Source organism: Pseudomonas sp. P4_C4, assembly GCF_056402055.1.
Window position 1 is genome coordinate 1 of sequence record NZ_JBFUID010000097.1, and the last position, 18,031, is coordinate 18,031.

Consider the following 18,031-nt stretch of genomic DNA (forward strand, 5'->3'; position numbering starts at 1 on the left):
CTGTTGACCGTTAACGGCTTCGTGTTGCATCGCGCTGTATTGCCGGCGCTGAAAAAAGCCGGTTCGTTACTGAAACTCTCCTTCAGCCTGCGCATGCTGGCGCTGTTCTCGGGGGCGTTCTCTGGCGTGTCGTGGTTCTATGCCGCCATGTTGGGTGTTGGTCGTCCGCTGGCCTGGAAGTACTCCCTGGTGGAGTTGCTGGCAGCCTATCCGGTGCTCATCGTCGCTGGGTTCGGGATGATGGTACTGCTCACTGCCTGGGCCAAAAACAGAGACACCGAAGCACGCACGGAGCAAGGCACCTGGAAAACAGGAAACGCCGCCCTGGCTGGCTGGTAATTCCAGGTTGAACAAGGAAGTTCAGCTCTAGCCAATGAATCCCGCTTTAACTGTTAATAAAGTCTCACTTGAGGATACCCAAATGAAATCCATGAAAGTTCTCTTCGTAGTCGCCACTCTGACCGCTTCTTCTCTGGCAATGGCCACAGGTGGCGGTGACCGGACCTTTGCACGCATGGAGTCGGCCCGCAAAGTCTCGATGGAAACCTACCAGGTTGCCCAGAAACAGAAGGCTGAAGCCGCTGTAGCTCAAAGCAAAGCCAAGGCAGCCGATCACTCCAACAGCTGATCTGTTGTACGGCCTCAAGCCTCAAATGCAGCACCCATGGTGCTGCTGGCGCCGGTTTGACCGAGATCCTGCTTACACAAAATCTGTTGTGTTGAATCCACAGTCCAAGCAGCCCTTCGCCAAGGGCTGCTTCGTTTACAGGCCGTCGTGGCAGGCAGCAATTGGCTTTCATCTCCAATAAGTTGCTTCATCGGTAAACTCCCCTCGCTCCCATTCAACTTTGGAGCTCTACGATCCTGAGCCAAGGCCAACGAGCCTGATAACTTTTCGCCTTCTGGTCGAACAAGTCTGGCCTGGGATTCCTTGGATTGATTCTAAGTAACCCGTGCTCTGTATCGGCCAGGCCGTTGGGTGCATAGACCTCGCCCGTTTCAACATCCAGACCCATGCAGGTACCGGCAATCAGGTAGCGATCAATCCCGTCTCTAGCCGACTGAAGCTGAGGATAATCCCCGCCAAACCGCTGGCTGTACCACAGATGAACGCGAGCCTGATTCTTGAACTCAATGTTCACGTCGAGGTGGTTGAACAGACGCTGAGCGGACTGGATGACCTCATTCTCGGCTTCCCACGACAGATCATCATCGAAGTAAAAGACGTCGTAATCCTTCACTCCCCACCCTGCCGCTCGCTGTGACTGATGATTCCAGGCGGCCTGGAACAGGCAACCGGCCGTGAGCATGCACTGGTTCAAACCGAGCTCAGGCAAGCGATCAGCAAGCTCTGCGTTTACTGGATTGGCCATTGCGATCCTGACCAGGCTTTCGACAGTCAATGTCATCTTCATCCCTTCTAAATCGATCAAGTCCTGGCGACCGACAATACCGCCAACGCTTTACAAATACGCGAAAAACACCGCCCTTTGCTCACCCTCGGCCAATCTGGCGCGATTCATGCCTCGTTCAACGCAATGAAGTCGGTGCTGGCTATGTGGATGACACTTTTGAAGTGAGCCGCCCCGGTGTCTGCCCCGATAATCGATAGCTTACTTACGAAGTATCGAGGTCAAGCATGACGAGCGCAACTATGGAACAAGTCAGCCCAAGAACGCTGAGAAAAGTGATTGTGGCTGCCGGCATCGGCAATTTCGTCGAGTGGTTCGACTTCGCCGTCTATGGCTTTCTGGCCACGACCATCGCCCAGCAATTTTTCCCCAGCGGCGATGCCAGTGCCGCGCTGCTCAAGACCTTTGCGGTATTCGCCGTGGCCTTTGCATTTCGGCCCCTTGGCGGAATTTTCTTCGGCATGCTGGGCGACAGGATCGGCCGCAAGCGGACCCTGGCGATGACCATTCTGCTGATGGCCGGGGCGACGACCTTGATCGGTCTGCTGCCCACTTATGCGGCGATCGGAGTCATGGCGCCGATTCTTCTGTCCCTGATCCGTTGCGCCCAGGGCTTTTCCGCCGGGGGAGAATACGCCGGTGCCTGTGCCTACCTGATGGAGCATGCACCGAGTGACAAACGCGCCTGGTACGGCAGTTTCCTTCCGGTGTCGACATTTTCCGCCTTCGCCGCGGCGGCTGTGGTGGCCTATGCACTCGAGGCGTCATTGTCGGCCGAAGCAATGGGCAGTTGGGGCTGGCGCCTGCCGTTCCTGATTGCCGCGCCCCTGGGCCTGGTGGGTCTTTACTTGCGCTGCAAGCTCGATGAGACACCGGCATTCCAGGCGGTGACCCAAGAGCATGCAGTCGCACACTCCCCACTCAAGGAAACCTTGCGCAACCATGGTGCGGCTATCTGCTACCTGGGTGCTTTTGTGTCACTCACGGCACTGTCGTTTTATATGTTCACCACCTATTTCGCGACTTACTTGCAAGTCGCGGGTGGCCTGAGTCGCGCCACAGCGCTGCTGGTGTCGCTGATTGCATTGCTGTTCGCTGCGGCGATCTGCCCGCTGGCCGGGCTGTACTCGGACCGGGTCGGCCGTCGAATGACGGTGATGACAGCCTGTGCGCTGTTGATTGTGAGCGTGTATCCATCGTTCCTGATGGCCAGTTCCGGCTCGTTCGCAGCGTCCATCGTCGGCGTCATGCTCCTGGCGATTGGCGCGGTGTTGTGTGGCGTGGTGACGGCGGCCTTGCTCTCGGAAACCTTCCCTACCCGTACCCGATACACCGCCTCGGCGATCACCTACAACATGGCGTACACCCTTTTCGGCGGCACGGCACCGTTGGTGGCTACGTGGCTGATCAGCACCACCGGCAGCAACCTGTCACCAGCGTTCTATCTGATCGCGGTTGCATTGCTCGCGCTGGCGGGTGGGCTGGCATTGCCGGAGACTTCAAGGATTTCCCTGCATGACGTTGCGTCGCAGGAGAAAGGCTTAGGAGTGAGTGCGTCCGCCTGAAACACCAAACAAGCCTGTCCTGGGCCCGGTACTGTTCTATCGCAAAGGTGTTGCGGGTCAACCTCCCCGGATTCACACGCTACGCTACTGCCTGAGTCTTTCCTGACATCAGGCATTAACGTAGCGAAAAAGGGGAATCAACCCGTGCAGGCACTCTTCTCGTTTCTCAATGCCAACCCTTACATGTTGCTGTTCCTGGTAGTGAGCCTGGCGGTGCTGATTGGCCGCTTCACCATCAAGGGTTATGGGTTGGGTACCGTCGGAGGCGCCATAGTGGTTGGCAGTGGCATCGCCATTGCCGCCTCCCTCTATGGCATCACCTTCAAGTTCGACACGTTCACCATGAACCTCTTCTACTACCTGTTCATGTACGGGGTCGGTTTGCGGGTCGGTCCCTCCTTCCTCAATAGCCTGAAAGATGACGGGCTGAAGTTCACCGTCCTTGCGGTCATTTGCAGTTTGGTCAGTCTGGCCGTGGTGGTCTTGGGCACGCGTCTATTCAACTTGCCGACCGGCGCGGCCGGCGGAATCCTCGCCGGGGCCACGACCATGTCCTCGGCCATCGGCTCGGCTGAACAGGCGGTTGCCTCGGGTGCCGTCCACCTCGCACCGGGCGACACGGTCGAGGGAGTGTCGGCGATGATTACCCTGTCCTATGGCATCACTTACATCTGGGGCACCATCGGCATCGTACTGATGTGCAAATACATGCCGCGCTGGTGGGGTGTCGATGCAAAGGCGGCAGCCCGTCGTTATGAGGAACAGCATGGGATGCATGATCTGGAGGACGACGGCCTGACCGCCGACAAGGCCTTCGGATTGCGCGCTTACCGCCTGGAAAACCGCACGACTGCAGGCCTCAACATCCGTGAGTTTCTCGCTCGATTCCCGGAATATCGCATCGTCAATGTGCATCACGGTGATGAGTCGATAGGGGCAGATCCGGATATCCAGTTGCAGTTGGGGGATGTGATTACCCTTTGCAGCACTCGTACAGGCCTCACCATCAACATCGGTCTGCTCGGCCCGGAGGTCGATGACGCCAAGGCGCTCGCCGTCCCCCTGGACCACGCGGAGATCCTGGTGACCGAGAAAGCTGTCATCGGCAAGCCGCTCAAGGAGTTCCGCGGACTGGACCTGGCCGGGCAGCTTCAGTTGACTCGCATCCAGCGCGGTGGTGTACCGCTGCCCGTAGGGCCCGAAACCAGGTTGCAACGTCGCGATGTGCTGTTCGTCACCGGTCTGTCCAGTGCCGTGCAACGCGCGGGCGAGTTGTTTGGCGTCATCGCCCGGCCCAGTAGCATGACCGACTTGTTAACGTTGTTTGCCGGGATGACCCTGGGGCTGCTGATCGGTCTGATCCAGTTCCCCGCCTTTGGCGCTTCTGTCGGCCTGGGAAGCGCTGGCGGCCTGATGGTGTCGGGCATCATCGTCTCGTCACTGTCCTCGCGCCTGCGTTTCTTCGGCAATACGCCGAACGCGGCGCGTAACATCCTTGAGGACATGGGCCTGCTGGTGTTCGTGGCGATTGTCGGGATCAATGCCGGTGCCACCCTCCTCGCCCAACTGACGGGTACGCTGGCCGTGCAGATATTCCTGGTGGGCTTCGTCGCCTGCATGCTGCCGCCGTTCGCCGTCTGGGTGGTCGGCTATCACTTGATGAAGATCAATCCGGCGGTACTGATGGGCGGCATGGCCGGTGCCCGCAGTCATTCCGGACCGTGCCTCGAAGCGGCGGCAGAAATCGGCAGCAACGTGCCGTGGGTCGGTTTTCCGGTAGCGTTCGCAGTCTCGGGAATCCTGCTGACGGTCCTCGGCTACTTCGCCATGGTCCTCGCCAATTGACGCTGCTCATCTGTAGGAGCGAGCTTGCTCGCGAAGGTCGTCAACGATAACGCGTGCTCACTGGCTAAACACGGCGCTCTTGAGTCCATCGCGAGCAAGCTCGCTCCTACAGTTGCATTACGTCCGCGGAAGGCCCGATGCCACTAAGGCAACGCATACACCCTGAACAGTTTTCTCACGGTAGCGTTGGTTCCGCCCAGGTACTGGTCGTAGGCCTTTTCTATGAAGCCCGAGTGATAGGCTTCACTCAGGGCCATATCGACCAGCAAGCGGAAGTCTTCGTCGTTGCGCTCCACGATCATCGCCACCGGCGAGTACTCGAAGATGCGGTCCAGGAGCATCAGGTTCTTCGCCGCGCCTTCCTTGGCGATTTCGTTTCGCAGCAGCATGCGTTCGGAGAAGAAGGCATCGGCCTTGCCCTCGGCGACCAGCTTGATGCCCTCGTCGTTGTTGTCCACGGTCACCAGCGAAGCGATCACGTTGAGCAGGCGCATCTGTTCGCGAATCCAGTCTTCGGTCACGCCCCCCTCCAGGGTCGCGTAGGTTTGGTTGGCCAGACCGTTGTTGATGCTGGCACGCCAGGTCGGGCCGGTATTGGCGACCTTGCCATTGAGCACATTGAGCAGCGGTTCGCGAGCATCGCTGCGCACCACGACCGAGAGGCCGGCGGTGTAGATCGGTATGGAGTAACTGATCATCTTGCGCCGCTCCAGGGTGGGCGGTGTCGGCGTGCAGAGGATATCGACTTTACCCTGGCTCACGGCGTTGACCTCGTCCGAAATCTTGACGGGCTGGTAGCGCACTTGCAGGTCGGGCAGACCCAGCTCGCTCTTGAGCTTGTCGGCGACTTTCAGGCACAGGTCGATGGCGTAACCGCTGGCCTTGTCGCCTTCCTGCTTGCTGAAAGGCGCCAGGTCAGGCAAGTAGCCCAAGGTCAAGGTGTGGCTGCTGCGCACGCGTTCAAGGGTATTGGCGCCGGCCACTAGCGGCAGCGTCGAGAGTGCGAAGGCAAGCAGCAGTCTGGTGGTTGTGGCAAATGGTACGTTCATGTCCGGTTTCCCCGTATGCAGATGTCTGTGCAGTCCTGTTGGCCACGCCTAAGGGTTTGCGGCCCTGGCCTGGTTGGCCGCTGGCGCGTCGGTGAAGCGCTTGGCGAGGAATCCATAGAGCAGGTAGCCGAAAGCGAGCACCAGGGTGCCGCCCATCACTGCGTCCTTGCCGCAGGCATACAAGGCGTACAAGGCGTACGTTATTGCAATCAACAGGACCACCACGTTACGCGAGTGTATGGCCGACGAGACCCCGGCCTTGTGCATGATCACCAGCAGGCCGGTCATCGCAGTTATATAAGGGATCAGGTTGGTGACCGCTGCCAGGCTGACCAGCTTGCTGAACTGTGCGGCGGCGTCGGGCGAGATGGTCGACAGGGCCATGAGGGTCTGTAGCACACCGCAGACAATCATGCCGACAACGGGGGCATTCATCGAGTTGACCTTGCTGAACAGCTTGAGGAACAGGTTCTGGTCAGCCGTCATCTTGGCGGTTTGCGCCAGGGTAAATTGCCAACCCAGCAGCGAGCCGACACAGGCCATGACCGCCAGGGCCATGACGATATTGCCCACCATCGGGCTGAACATCGTGGCATAGACCAGCGCGAAGGGTGCGGAGGACTTGGCCAGTTCAGCGTTGGGAATGATGCCCTGGATGACGGTGGTCGACAGCACATAGACCACGGCGGCACCCAGGGTGCCGAACAGGCAGGCCAACGGCACGTTGCGCTTGGGGTCTTCCACGGCATCGGTGGCCTGGGCCGCCGATTCCATGCCGAGGAAGGCCCACAGGGTCAGGGGGATCGCCTTGCTGATGGCTTCGGAGATCGCCAGGCTGTTGGGGTTCCAGGCGGCGGCCAGCACATCGGGCTTGAACCAGAACCAGCCGATGATGCTCAGGCCGGCTACCGGAATGATCACGCCCCATACCGTGAACGCGCCGATCTTGCCGGTGATGCCCGGTCCACCGAAGTTGGCGAAAGTGGTCAGCCAGATCAGTGCGATCGTGCCGACGCACAGGGGAATCGCACCCGTGCCCAGCCAGGGCACGAAGGCCGTCATGTAGCCCACCGCCGAAATGGCCACGGCCACGTTGGCGATGGCCAGTGACAGGAAGTACAGGTACGAACAGAGGAAAAAACCCGACTTTGAATGGGCTTCTTCGGTGTAGGCGGACAAGCCGCCAGAGCGTGAGCAGAAGACGCCACACTGGGCAAAGCAGTAGGCGATGGCCATCGAACCAATCGCCGTGAAAATCCACGACAACAAAGAGACGGCACCCAGTTGAGCCATGTTGGTGGGCAACATGATGATGCCCGAGCCCATCATGTTGACCGTCACCAGCGTCGTGAGCCCCATCAGGCCCATTTTCTTGCTTGAATCAGCCATCGCAAACTCCTTGCCTTGTTCAGAGAGTTAACCCCTGGGCCCGCCGACTTGACACCTGCCATCGAGTACGAGGGTGATCCTTACTGCTTGATCACATAGCCATACGCCCGCGTGCGACCGCCTTCCTGCTTCAGATAAACGCCTTGAAGTTCCGGCGTGAAGCCGGGCAAGCGGTTGATGCCCTCCTCCAGCGCCAGGAAGTACTTGAGCACGGCGCCACCCCAGATCTCCCCGGGTACAACGCACAAGACGCCCGGCGGGTAAGGCAACGCGCCCTCGGCCGCAATGCGACCATCGGCATCCGCCAAGGGCACCAGTTCGACGTTGCCGCGGATGTACTCGATTTGCGCTTGCTGCGGGTTCATGGCCTTTTTCGGGAAGTGCTCCTTGCGGAACATGTCCTTCTGCAATTGCTGCACGTTGTGGCTGCGATACAGGTCGTGCATTTCCTGGCAGAGCTGGCGGATGGTGTAGTCGCGGTAGCGTTCCTGGTGCTGAGCGTAGATGGCCGGCAGCACCCGGCTCATCGGCGCGTCATCGCTGATGAAGCGTTCGAAGCGGGCGATCTGTGCCGCCAGGTGGCTCATCTTCGCCCAGTCTTCGGCCGGTGTGAGCAGGAACAGGATCGAGTTCAGGTCGCACTTTTCCGGGACGATGCCGTTCTCGCGCAGGAAGTTGGCCAGGATGCCGGCGTGAATGCCGAAGTCGGTGTAGCTGCCGTCCACCGGGTCGATGCCCGGCGTGGTGAACAGTAACTTGCACGGGTCGATGAAGTACTGCTTCTCGGCGTAGCCGGCAAAAGCGTGCCAGCGGTCCTTGGGATGGAACTCGAAGAAGCGGATGTCGCTGGCGATTTCTTCCGTTGGATAGTCCTCCCACGCACGCCCTTCAATGGTGTACGGCACGAACGGGCGGACCATGGTGCAGGCTTCGAGGATCAACTTGCGCGCATTGATGCCGAACTTCACGCAGTCATCCCACAGGCGCAGGCCACTTCGGCCTGAGTGGATGCGGGCGTTGACATCCAGCGAGGCGAACAGCGGGTAGAACGGACTCGTTGAAGCCTGGGCCATGAAGGCGTTATTCAGCCGTGCGTGATTGCAGTAGCGTGGCTGGCCCTTGATGTGCCGGTCTTTCTTGTGGATTTGCGAGGCCTGGGAGAAACCGGCCTGTTGCTTGTGTACCGATTGGGTGACGAAGATGCCCGGGGCGTTCTCGTCCAGATCGAGCAACATGGGCGAGCAGTCCTTCATCATCGCAATGAACTGTTCGTAACCGACCCACGCCGAGTCGAACAGGATGTAGTCACACAGCTTGCCGATGCGGTCGACCACTTGCCGGGCGTTGTAAATGGTACCGTCATAGGTGCCCAGTTGAATGATCGCCAGGCGAAACGGCCGTGGCAGTTGCGCCTTGTCCGGGGCGACTTCGGCGATCAGCTGGCGCAGGTAGTCTTCTTCGAAACAGTGGGCGTCGATGCCGCCAATGAAGCCGTAGGGATTGCGCGCGGTTTCCAGATAGACCGGTGTCGCACCGGCCTGCAACAACGCGCCCTGGTGGTTGGACTTGTGATTGTTGCGGTCGAACAGCACCAGGTCGCCGGGGGTCAACAGGGCGTTGGTCACCACCTTGTTCGATGCCGAGGTGCCGTTGAGCACGAAGTAGGTCTTGTCGGCGTTGAACACCTTGGCCGCATGTTTTTGCGCCAGCAGCGCCGGGCCTTCGTGGATCAGCAGATCGCCGAGCCTGACGTCGGCGTTGCACATGTCGGCGCGAAACAGCGTCTCGCCGAAGAAGTCGAAAAACTGCCGACCCGCCGGGTGCTTGCGAAAGAACTGGCCGCCCTGGTGACCGGGGCAGGCAAAAGTCGCGTTGGCCGATTCGGTGTAGTGCTTGAGCGCATCGAAGAACGGTGGCAGCAGGCTTTCTTCATAGGCCTTGGCGGCGGTCTCCAGTTGATTGCCGTAGTACTCGGCATTATTGCTGGACAGGTCGAACACGCCATTGACCTGCAAAATCACATCCTGCAGTTGTTTGTAGACCTCCAGGGAACGATTGCTGCGGCCCTGAGAGGCCACCAGGAAGATGGGGATGTCGAAGCCGGTACGCTTGATGGCATCCAGCGCCCCTGCTGCCAAATCATCTTTCGAGAGTACGGCGACAGCGACATCGGTAAAGTCAGTCTGGTCGAGCCGGACGATTTCACGGGAATTACGAAAGCAAACTCGTACCGCATCGCTGGCAGCGATTTTCAAGGCGTTCATAACCAGAATCTCTCGGTCTGTTTGACGTTGAAGTTCCTGGGACGACCGACTTCAGAGGCATCATGTCCCGGGGTCAGGAGCGATTGCCCTATTGGGTATAGTTCATTTTTACTATTTGTTATTTCTTGCTGAATTTATTTCCTTGACCTTGTTTTTGCGTGGTTCATGACAATGAAACACCCCAACGGTTGCATCCAACCGTTGGGGTGCTGCTCATCCAGCCATCAGGTGCGCCCTGCGGAACCTGTGACGGGCAGGTTCCCGAGCAATTTGAGCCCGGTGCTCTTCACGAAAGTGTCGTAGTCCATCGGCTTCTCGATTCGGGTCTCAGCGTTAGGCAGTACGTAGGCCCAGGCACGTTTGGACGATGCGTCATAGACCAACTTGAACAGGCGCGTCGGCACCCACACCTGGTTGTCGCCAATGGTGGAGTGGCCAGAGTCAAACAGCGGGCCGGTAAAGACAAACACGTTGCCATCGGCGCGCTTGGCAAACTTGCGGACATCTGACTCGACCTTGCTCCAGATCTTGCGGTTGTTGGTCGGGTCCTGCGGCACCATGTTCGACAGCGCAAAGGATTGGGCCATTGCATTGGGGTTCGGTGCATCGGCTGCCGGGGATTGGTGACCACGGTCCACGGCCGGATGCTGGCTGCGGTAGTCGCTCAACTCCGCGCGCCCACTCTTGGGAATGCGTGGGTCCGGATAGAACTGGTTGGTGCGCTCCTCCCCTTTGGCATCCTGCAACTGGGCAGCGTTCAGGCGTTCGACCACAACCAGCGGGGTCTTGCTGGTTTGCGAGTACAGCACCGCGAAGTTGTCGGAACACAAAGCCAGGGGCTTCATGGTTGCAGGCACAGTGGCCGTGTTGATCGGTTTCGCTGCCGGGAACAAATCTGCGCAGCCGTCGAACGATGCCTGTTTCTGTTTGCTTGAATAGAGATCCAGGGCCGCGCTATGGCTGATCGAACCCGAGCGGGACGTTTGTTCATGATGCGCGGTGGGCGGCTTGAGGAAGTCCAGCAGACTGCGGGCTTGCGCCCCGGTCGAGAGCAAAACAAGGGCCGACAGCCCAACTGCAATTTTGCGTAGGTACATGGGTTAAATCTTCGAATGGGGTTGAGGGGTTAAACGTAGGGCGAGTCCCGACTCACGGAACCAGATGCAGGCGGTTGCTGATTATGTGGCGGCGAGCATGCTTTCACTGTCCTTGATCAAATTACCGATGCGGGGCCGGTCGGTTCCGGGCAGTTCGACCGCTGAGGGTCGTGCGGGGTTTATTGACCATGACAAGATACGTTAGTGCCGGGCGGCGGTTGGATTCTATTCGCCAGTGCTCGTCGAAGAAGCGGACCGGATGACATATCCAGTACCGCTCGATACCCTTTCGCCCCCGGGTGCCTGACAGCCATTCAGGCCAGACTCACTCCATCCAGACGAACCAAAAATGAAATCCTCCGCAGGTTTACTGTTGTCAGGTATCGAACTGGACCGTGCCAGTTCCATCCCCTTGTACCGCCAACTCTACTTGCAGATTCGCAAACAGATTCTCAGTGGCAGGATTCAGGGAGGCGTACGTCTGCCGTCCACCCGGACCTTGAGCAAAGAACTGCAGCTGTCGCGAATCAGCATTCTCAATGCGTTCGATCAACTGATTGCCGAAGGTTTTCTGACGTCGCGCACCGGGGCCGGGACTTATGTCGGCCATGAATGGGAAAGCCGCGGTATCGATGACGATGAGCACAAGCGCCAGCCTCCTCGCCTGTCCGACCTGAGCCAGTCCATGCTGTCATTGCGCAGCGATCATTTCCGCGGCGTTTCCTATGCGGACTGGGCCACCGGCAGCCCGACTTCGTTCCTGCCCAGCCACAGTGCGTACGATGCGTTCCCGCAATCGGTCTGGAAGCGGCTGATGAATCGCCACCTGCATAAGCCAACCAAGGCCATGCTCGGCTATGGCGAACTGCAAGGGTTGCTGGCCCTGCGCGAGGCGATTGCCGAATACGTCTTCGATGCCCGGGGCATCGACTGCACTGCCGAACAGGTGGTCATCGTTTCCGGCGCCCAGCAAGCCTTCAACCTGCTGGGCATGCTGTTGCTCAATCCGCAGGACAGTTTCTGGATGGAGGATCCGGGGCATATCGCGGCGCGAATTGCGCTCCAGGCCCAAGGGGGGCTGGTCGTGCCGTTGCGTATCGACGAACAGGGGATCGATATCCAGCAAGGCCTGGCTCAATGTCCTGACGCCCGCCTGGTGTTTACCACACCGTCTCGTCAGCATCCCTTGGGCATCACCATGAGTTATGCGCGGCGCCAGGAGCTCATCGACTGGGCTGCCCGCAATCAAAGCTGGATCATCGAGGACGACTGCGACAGTGAGTTTCGCTACAACGGTCGCCCCCTGCCGGCACTCTATGCCATGGACCAATGGGCCCGGGTCATCTACGCCGGAACGTTCAGCAAAGTGCTCTTCCCCTCGCTACGACTGGGTTACGTGATACTGCCGAACGCCCTGGTCGAACCCTTCTGCACCCTGCGGGCGGTCATGGATCGCAGCCCGCCCACGCTGCTACAGGCCGTCACGGCGGACTTCATGCGCGAGGGCCACTTCCTCGGTCATATTCGTCGAATGCGTGCGCTGTACCAGGCTCGCCAGCAAGCACTGGTCGAACAACTGCAGCAACGGCTGGGCACTTTCTTCAGGATCACGCCTGTTGAAGCCGGCATGCACCTGATCGCCTGGTTACCCGCGCATCTTGACGACGACGCCATCGCCAGGGAACTCGGCCAGCATGGCATTCATACCTATCCCCTGAGTGACTACTGCCTGGAGCATGTCTTGCCACCGGCGCTACTGATCGGCTTTGCCAGTACCCCTGAGGACCAGGCCCAAGAACGCGTCGAAGCGCTTGCGCGGGCCTTGCGCAAGATGGGCTATCTGCAGCAGGCCACTTGACGCAAGGCAAGTGGTCTTATGATTTAACTGATAATGGATCTATCGAGAGTTCCTGACTGGCGCGATAAAGGCTGCGCCGGTAGACCCGGCGTCTGAACCAGGAACGACTCGAATGAACAATAAGATCCAGGAACGATTCAACGCCTTGCTCAGCCATAAGGCTGCCCGGGCCGGGGCTCCCCCCGTACTGACTGAGGCACTGGCCCGCCAGTTGCTCGACCGGCTTGGGCAACTGCGCCTGTTTGCCCATGCCTACCCCTTGCTGACCAACCTGACCCACGGCCGCGTGACACCTGCTGACCTGTTGGACTTCGCCTATCGCCACGAGCTGCAGGGGCTGAGCCTGCACTTGCTCGACGGTGAGGAAAACAGCCTCAGTCAAATGACGCCAGCGCAGCTTCAGGCGTTTGCAGACAAGGCCAATGCTCTCGGGCTGGACGTGCATCTGGAAATCAGCAGCACCTTGAAAAAAGATGTCGATCAAGTGATCGCCATTGCCAAGGCGCTGGGCACCCGCAACATTCGTGTTTACTCACGCTACGAAGGGGCGCTGTCGCGGGTCATGGACCTGATCGAGTCGGACCTGCACTACCTTGCGCAGCAGGCAGACGAGCACGACCTGTTCTTCGACTTCGAGCAGCATGAGGAACTCAAGAGCGGCGAGATCGCGCAACTGCTGAGCCGGCTGAACCACCCTCGCCTGCACGCCCTGTTCGACTTCGGCAACATGATCAATGCCTGCGAACAGCCCCTTGCTGCGCTCCGTAACCTGGCGCCGCACATACGCCAGACCCACCTCAAGGGTGTGCGCATCGTCCCCGAGCAAAACGCATTCGGCCATTACGGCGTGTTGCAGGGCTGTGACGAAGACGACCTGCCCAACGCACGCATGTTGTTCGAACTGCTGATGCTCGGCGAATCAGCTGTGCAAGTGATCGCTTTCATTCTCGAGCAGGAAAACCACTACGTTGCCCCGGCGTTCCGCCAGATGGACGAAGCCGCCGACCCGTTCATTGCGTACCGGGAAATGAGTGAAACAGCGCTGCCGGAAGGCTTCTCGCTGGAACGAATGCTGGCCGATGAACACCGTTGGGCCAACAACCAGGTCGCCTATGTACGAGGTCTGCTGGCCGAGTTCCGAACCCTGGCCGAGTTGACCCTGGCCCATTGCGCTGACGCCTGAACCTGATGTGCCGACAGGCACTGCCTTCCCAATCAAGCCTGGAGAACAATAATGACATCCCATGACAAGGCCAAATGGCTCAGATTCCTGATTCTCATACTCGGCGGCGGCACCATCTACAAGCTGGCGAATCTCAAAGACGCCTTTTATATCCCCATGCAAGAGTTCATGGGGTTGTCCCACACTGAAATCGGCCTGCTGCTGAGCGCCAACGCCATCATCGCCACCGCCCTGTTCGTGGTGGGTGGCATGCTCGCCGACCGGTACGACACGCGCAAGTTGATCCCCCTCGGCCTGATCGGTACCGGCAGCCTCGGGCTCTACCTGGCGACCTTTCCGCCCTTCAGCAATCTGCTGATTGTGTTCTGCCTGCTAGCCGTATGTGCCGACTGCATCTTTTGGCCCTCGCTGCTCAAAGCCATCCGCAACCTGGGTGACGATAAAGAACAGGGGCGACTGTTCGGCCTGCTCGAAGGCGGGCGCGGCGTCATCGATACCCTGGTCGCCTTCTCAGCGCTGGGCGTGTTCGTCGCCATGGGCTCCGGTGAAAACGGTCTGAAGTCGGCGGTCCTTTTCTATTCGGTCATCGACATTCTTGCCGGGACCCTGACCTGGCTGCTGCTCAAGAGCGGCAATACCCAGTCGACCGCCAAGCCGAAGAACGGATTATCGAACCTGCTCGAGGCCATCAAGGTGCCGGGCATCTGGCTGGTCAGCCTCAACGTGTTCATGGTCTACATCGTGTACTGCGGCCTGACCTATTTCATTCCCTACCTCAAGGACATGTACGAACTGCCCGTCGCCCTGGTGGGCGCCTATGGCATCATCAACCAGTACTTTCTCAAGATCCTCGGCGGCCCCGCCGGTGGCTTCATTGCCGACAAGCAGTTCAAGAGCTCCAGCCGCTATCTGAAATGGGCATTTCTGGCGTTGTTGCCGCTGATGGGCGTCATCATGCTCATCCCGAAAAGCCCGGGTTTCATCTACGCGGGCATGGCAGCCACCCTCTCCTTCGCGCTGATTGTTTTTTCCATGCGCGGCGTGTTCTGGGCACCCATGGGTGAAGTCGGCATTCCCCAGCACATCACCGGTTCAGCCTTTGGCATTGGTTGCCTGATCGGCTATGCGCCTGGCATGTTTGCCTATGTCATCTACGGCGCAATCCTTGACCATTTCCCGGGTCAGCAAGGCTACAACTACGTGTTCTCGTTAATGAGCCTGTTGGCCATTGTCGGGTTCATGGTCTCCAGCCTGCTGTATCAAGCGGTTCGGAAAAATTCCACGGTCACCGGCAAGGTCAGCGCCGCGCAAGCCTGAACATAGGTCGGGTGTACGCGTCGCAACACATCGCCGTGGGGGGGGGAACCGAAACATACAGTGAACTACTGTCAGTCATGGGCGTGGCGCCCATAGCCAATCTCCAGATATCCGTTGAGTTGCAGGGTCTCCAACCGACTTATCACGATGATCAGGGAACCAGGTCGATGGCAAAAGATGCAAAAGCCGAATCAGAAAACGCGACTTTTACCGCGCTGGAGACTGAGGAGCTGGTCGAGCCTGCCCCGGTTTCCGATGCGGTTCGCAATGGAATCTGGCGCACGCGGATCAAGGTCAAGGTGCGCAATCTGAGTCGCTCGACCCAGTTTGTCATTGCCGCTTCGGTGATCCTGGGACTGACCATGTTCTTCGTCGGCAAACTGGTGAGCGCTCGAATAGAAAGTGCCGCGGTACATAGCGCAGCAGAAGCAGGCGCTCAGTACATGGATACGTTTCTGGAGCCCTATGTGCAGGAGATGAGCCGGGACAACAAACTCTCGGCGGCAAGTGTCCAGTCTCTGGACCACCTCACGGAAAGTCGTTCGCTCAAACATCACATTGTCTCGATCAAGATCTGGCGGGCGGATGGCACGGTGGTCTACAGCACGAATAAAGCCATCACCAACCACACATTCCCGATGGATGAGATCACCGAAGCACTCAAGGGCAAAGTGGTCACCGACCTTGAAGGGCTGAACGAGGATGAGAACGAGTTCGAGCGCAACCTCAACGTGCCGCTCTATGAGATCTACGCGCCCCTGCGCGATTCAAGCACCAGGAAAGTCATCGCGGTGGGCGAATTTTATGAAAAGGCCGATAGTCTGAAGCGCGAGATCAATCGCGTCCGGGAACAGGTATGGGTGGTCGTTGGCGCCGCGACACTGGCAATGCTGACGCTGCTTTTTTTCATCGTGCGACGYGGTGACAAGATCATCCAGCGACAACAAGTGGCACTGCGCTTACGGCTGCAGGAGCAAACCCGTCTGCACATCAGCAATGCCGAACTCCAGCGCAAGATGGCGACAGCTACCCAGGAGTTTTCCCATGTCAACGAACTCACCTTGAGGCGCATTGGTGCAGACCTGCACGATGGGCCGGCGCAGTTATTGACCTTGATTCTGATCCGGCTCGACGACCTGGCCGAAAACTGTTCCGCTGTCGATCAGGAGTCGCTGGAAACCATTCGTGGCGCCGCCACCGACGCATTGCGTGAGGTCCGCGATTTATCGCGAGGCCTGGCACTTCCGGAAATCAATGAATTGAACCTGGTGGAAGAGTTGCAACTGGTGGCGCAACGGCACGAGCAACGCACTGGCACCAAGGTCACATTAACCCTGGGACTGCTACCGGAGACCGCGCCACTGCCGCTCAAACTCTGTTTGTACCGTTTTGTGCAAGAAGCCCTCAACAACGCTTACATGCATGCCAACGGCGAGGGTCAGGTCATCCAGGCGCAATACATTGATGAAGTATTGAACATCAGCGTCAGGGACAGTGGTCCGGGCATGGCGGCAGACGCCATGCTGCAAGGGGCATCCGGCAGAACCCGATTGGGGCTCGCCGGTTTGCGTTATCGCATTGAATCTCTGGGCGGGTTGTTCAGCATCGACTCCAGCGTCTCTGGTACGTCGGTCAATGCACAGTTCAAACTCTAGGGGGCGTTCCGGCATCCATTCGTGTTTTTGCTGCGCCGGTGTGAAGTCGCCCGACCGCTTCGCGCTCCCTGTAATGCCGTAGAGCCGTGACCGCTTCGACACGATTTCGGGCGTGCAGTTTCTGCATCACGCAGCCCATGTGGTGCTTGACGGTTTTTTCGCTGATCATCAGCTTTGTCGCAACCTCCCTATTGGTCAGCCCCTTTGAAACTTCACGAATGACCTCCTCCTCGCGATGGGTCAGATCAACCGTGTGAATTTGCGCTTCGTGCTTCTTGTCGTTACTCAGCAGTTTGTTGGCGAACTCGGGGGTGATATACGTCTCACCCCTGGCAACCGACCTGATAGCCAGGATCAGTTCCGGTCCGCTGACTCCTTTCAACACATACCCGCGCGCGCCGGCCTCCAGTGCCAAAAAGGCGTCGTCTTCGGATTCTGAAACCGTCAGCATCAGTACCTTCACATTCGACAGTTGAGTGGAAATGAACCGTACCGCGGCGAACACATCGCCCGGCATATTGACGTCCATCAACATCACATCCGGACGGATCTTGCGGGCAATATCCATGGCATCTTGCGCATTGGCGCCCTGATCCACGACCTGCAGATCCGCCCGTTTTCTCAACGTATTGGCAACGCCCTCACGCAACATCGGATGATCGTCGGCAATGCCGATGCGAATGGATGGATTCATGACGCGCTCCCGAAAGGATCAGCAATCGAACACTCATTGATTAATAGCAGGGAACCGGGGACGCCGCCGGTCGCCAGTCGCATGTCCCAGGCTCCAGGTGTTCGAAAATCAGACTTAAGTCGGACAAAACTCGATCGTCAACAAGCATTCATTATGACAAAACCCTGATTTTCAGACGCCAACCCATTGTTTTAAAACACCATTAAAAACGTCAATAAACAGACAGCCTCATAAAACCCGGCCCCATCTTTCATCCGACCAACTGTCGCTCTCCTGCACTCAGGTACATGCAACCCCGGCTCGATAGCAGGCCCGGCCAAACTAATTGAGAACGCCCCCTAGCGTCGGGACGCAGTGATCGGTGACAAGGGTACGCTCTGCGTGACTTTGGCCATCTGGGTGATTTCCACCTGCACCTTGTCCTTGCCGAGCAGGTAGTCGGCCAGCTTCTGCGAAAACGGCCAGTAGTTCAGTGCGGCCGTCAGGGTCAGCGGCCCGACCGCGTCGGCCGGCACCAGGAAGGAGAACTCCCCGATATCGTAGCCCTTGGGCAGAATGCGGTTGTCCGAGAGAATCTGCGTGGCATTCCAGACCTCGACATCCAATGGATTGCCGTCCTTGTCGCCGATGTGCACTTTGAAGTTTCGCGTGTTGTCCTCGGTCTTGCCGTCCTTGATCGAGCCCAGTCGATAGAGCTCGCGAC

The 18,031-nt window shown here is 58.7% G+C and carries 14 protein-coding genes and 2 pseudogenes; 8 read left to right on the forward strand and 8 right to left on the reverse strand.

Going from position 1 to position 18,031, the window contains the following annotated elements; translation table 11 throughout:
* Both AC1DXW_RS29585 and AC1DXW_RS29590 read left to right on the forward strand, forming a co-directional pair.
* Window positions 1-339, forward strand: a pseudogene (locus AC1DXW_RS29585) (hypothetical protein); the annotation flags it as partial.
* An 82-nt stretch (window positions 340-421) separates the two neighbouring features.
* A complete protein-coding gene (locus AC1DXW_RS29590; RefSeq protein WP_477756119.1) occupies window positions 422-628 on the forward strand; it encodes a co-regulatory protein PtrA N-terminal domain-containing protein in 207 nt (68 codons plus the stop codon).
* A gap of 14 nt (window positions 629-642) precedes the next feature.
* On the opposite strand, the gene AC1DXW_RS29595 is transcribed toward AC1DXW_RS29590, so the two are convergent.
* Together AC1DXW_RS29595 and AC1DXW_RS29600 are read right to left on the reverse strand one after the other, a co-directional pair.
* Window positions 643-819: a hypothetical protein gene (locus tag AC1DXW_RS29595; RefSeq protein ID WP_477756120.1), complete on the reverse strand. Its 177-nt coding sequence runs from the start codon at window positions 817-819 to the stop codon at window positions 643-645.
* Window positions 820-842: 23 nt separating this feature from the next.
* Complete coding sequence (locus tag AC1DXW_RS29600) at window positions 843-1,409, reverse strand: nucleotidyltransferase family protein (RefSeq protein ID WP_477756124.1); 567 nt, start codon at window positions 1,407-1,409, stop codon at window positions 843-845.
* Between the two features lie 230 nt (window positions 1,410-1,639).
* On the opposite strand from AC1DXW_RS29600, the gene AC1DXW_RS29605 reads away from it, so the two are divergent.
* The gene (locus tag AC1DXW_RS29605; protein WP_477756121.1) at window positions 1,640-2,977 is read left to right on the forward strand and encodes an MFS transporter; all 1,338 of its coding nucleotides are present in this window, start codon (window positions 1,640-1,642) and stop codon (window positions 2,975-2,977) included.
* Between the two features lie 144 nt (window positions 2,978-3,121).
* Window positions 3,122-4,822: an aspartate:alanine exchanger family transporter gene (locus tag AC1DXW_RS29610; RefSeq protein WP_477756122.1), complete on the forward strand. Its 1,701-nt coding sequence runs from the start codon at window positions 3,122-3,124 to the stop codon at window positions 4,820-4,822.
* A 143-nt stretch (window positions 4,823-4,965) separates the two neighbouring features.
* Here AC1DXW_RS29610 and AC1DXW_RS29615 read toward each other — a convergent pair whose 3' ends face one another.
* The 4 genes from AC1DXW_RS29615 to AC1DXW_RS29630 all read right to left on the reverse strand — a co-directional run bounded on the left by AC1DXW_RS29615 (window position 4,966) and on the right by AC1DXW_RS29630 (window position 10,621).
* A complete protein-coding gene (locus AC1DXW_RS29615; RefSeq protein WP_477760814.1) occupies window positions 4,966-5,871 on the reverse strand; it encodes an amino acid ABC transporter substrate-binding protein in 906 nt (301 codons plus the stop codon).
* A 48-nt stretch (window positions 5,872-5,919) separates the two neighbouring features.
* A complete protein-coding gene (gene potE, locus AC1DXW_RS29620; RefSeq protein ID WP_477756182.1) occupies window positions 5,920-7,260 on the reverse strand; it encodes a putrescine-ornithine antiporter in 1,341 nt (446 codons plus the stop codon).
* A gap of 80 nt (window positions 7,261-7,340) precedes the next feature.
* On the reverse strand, window positions 7,341-9,524 hold the full coding sequence (gene speF / locus AC1DXW_RS29625) for an ornithine decarboxylase SpeF (RefSeq protein WP_477756181.1): 2,184 nt from the start codon (window positions 9,522-9,524) through the stop codon (window positions 7,341-7,343).
* A gap of 224 nt (window positions 9,525-9,748) precedes the next feature.
* Window positions 9,749-10,621: a DNA/RNA non-specific endonuclease gene (locus AC1DXW_RS29630; protein WP_477756180.1), complete on the reverse strand. Its 873-nt coding sequence runs from the start codon at window positions 10,619-10,621 to the stop codon at window positions 9,749-9,751.
* Window positions 10,622-10,970: 349 nt separating this feature from the next.
* Here AC1DXW_RS29630 and pdxR point away from each other — a divergent pair, with 349 nt between their 5' ends.
* The 4 genes from pdxR to AC1DXW_RS29650 all read left to right on the forward strand — a co-directional run bounded on the left by pdxR (window position 10,971) and on the right by AC1DXW_RS29650 (window position 16,634).
* Window positions 10,971-12,479 carry a MocR-like pyridoxine biosynthesis transcription factor PdxR gene (gene pdxR / locus AC1DXW_RS29635; protein ID WP_477760815.1) on the forward strand — a complete coding sequence of 503 codons (1,509 nt, stop codon included), beginning with the start codon at window positions 10,971-10,973 and terminating at the stop codon, window positions 12,477-12,479.
* A 112-nt stretch (window positions 12,480-12,591) separates the two neighbouring features.
* Window positions 12,592-13,662 carry a sugar phosphate isomerase/epimerase family protein gene (locus AC1DXW_RS29640; protein ID WP_477754570.1) on the forward strand — a complete coding sequence of 357 codons (1,071 nt, stop codon included), beginning with the start codon at window positions 12,592-12,594 and terminating at the stop codon, window positions 13,660-13,662.
* A 51-nt stretch (window positions 13,663-13,713) separates the two neighbouring features.
* A complete protein-coding gene (locus AC1DXW_RS29645) occupies window positions 13,714-14,979 on the forward strand; it encodes an MFS transporter (protein WP_477760816.1) in 1,266 nt (421 codons plus the stop codon).
* A gap of 167 nt (window positions 14,980-15,146) precedes the next feature.
* Window positions 15,147-16,634, forward strand: a complete 1,488-nt coding sequence (locus AC1DXW_RS29650; RefSeq protein WP_477754586.1) for a sensor histidine kinase — start codon at window positions 15,147-15,149, stop codon at window positions 16,632-16,634.
* On the opposite strand, the gene AC1DXW_RS29655 is transcribed toward AC1DXW_RS29650, so the two are convergent.
* Window positions 16,624-17,328 carry a response regulator gene (locus AC1DXW_RS29655; RefSeq protein WP_477760817.1) on the reverse strand — a complete coding sequence of 235 codons (705 nt, stop codon included), beginning with the start codon at window positions 17,326-17,328 and terminating at the stop codon, window positions 16,624-16,626. The two genes, AC1DXW_RS29650 and AC1DXW_RS29655, sit on opposite strands and share 11 nt — an antisense overlap.
* Window positions 17,329-17,666: 338 nt before the next feature.
* Window positions 17,667-18,031, reverse strand: a pseudogene (locus AC1DXW_RS29660) (multiheme c-type cytochrome); the annotation flags it as partial.

Bases quoted from the DNA above. Each gene is read 5' to 3' on its own strand.
- AC1DXW_RS29645 (WP_477760816.1), top strand. From the start codon at position 13,714: ATGACATCCCATGACAAGGCCAAATGGCTCAGATTCCTGATTCTCATA.
- AC1DXW_RS29605 (WP_477756121.1), top strand. From the start codon at position 1,640: ATGACGAGCGCAACTATGGAACAAGTCAGCCCAAGAACGCTGAGAAAA.
- pdxR (WP_477760815.1), top strand. From the start codon at position 10,971: ATGAAATCCTCCGCAGGTTTACTGTTGTCAGGTATCGAACTGGACCGT.
- AC1DXW_RS29590 (WP_477756119.1), top strand. From the start codon at position 422: ATGAAATCCATGAAAGTTCTCTTCGTAGTCGCCACTCTGACCGCTTCT.
- AC1DXW_RS29600 (WP_477756124.1), bottom strand. From the start codon at position 1,409: ATGACATTGACTGTCGAAAGCCTGGTCAGGATCGCAATGGCCAATCCA.
- AC1DXW_RS29630 (WP_477756180.1), bottom strand. From the start codon at position 10,621: ATGTACCTACGCAAAATTGCAGTTGGGCTGTCGGCCCTTGTTTTGCTC.
- AC1DXW_RS29615 (WP_477760814.1), bottom strand. From the start codon at position 5,871: ATGAACGTACCATTTGCCACAACCACCAGACTGCTGCTTGCCTTCGCA.
- AC1DXW_RS29595 (WP_477756120.1), bottom strand. From the start codon at position 819: ATGAAGCAACTTATTGGAGATGAAAGCCAATTGCTGCCTGCCACGACG.
- potE (WP_477756182.1), bottom strand. From the start codon at position 7,260: ATGGCTGATTCAAGCAAGAAAATGGGCCTGATGGGGCTCACGACGCTG.
- AC1DXW_RS29655 (WP_477760817.1), bottom strand. From the start codon at position 17,328: ATGAATCCATCCATTCGCATCGGCATTGCCGACGATCATCCGATGTTG.
- speF (WP_477756181.1), bottom strand. From the start codon at position 9,524: ATGAACGCCTTGAAAATCGCTGCCAGCGATGCGGTACGAGTTTGCTTT.
- AC1DXW_RS29640 (WP_477754570.1), top strand. From the start codon at position 12,592: ATGAACAATAAGATCCAGGAACGATTCAACGCCTTGCTCAGCCATAAG.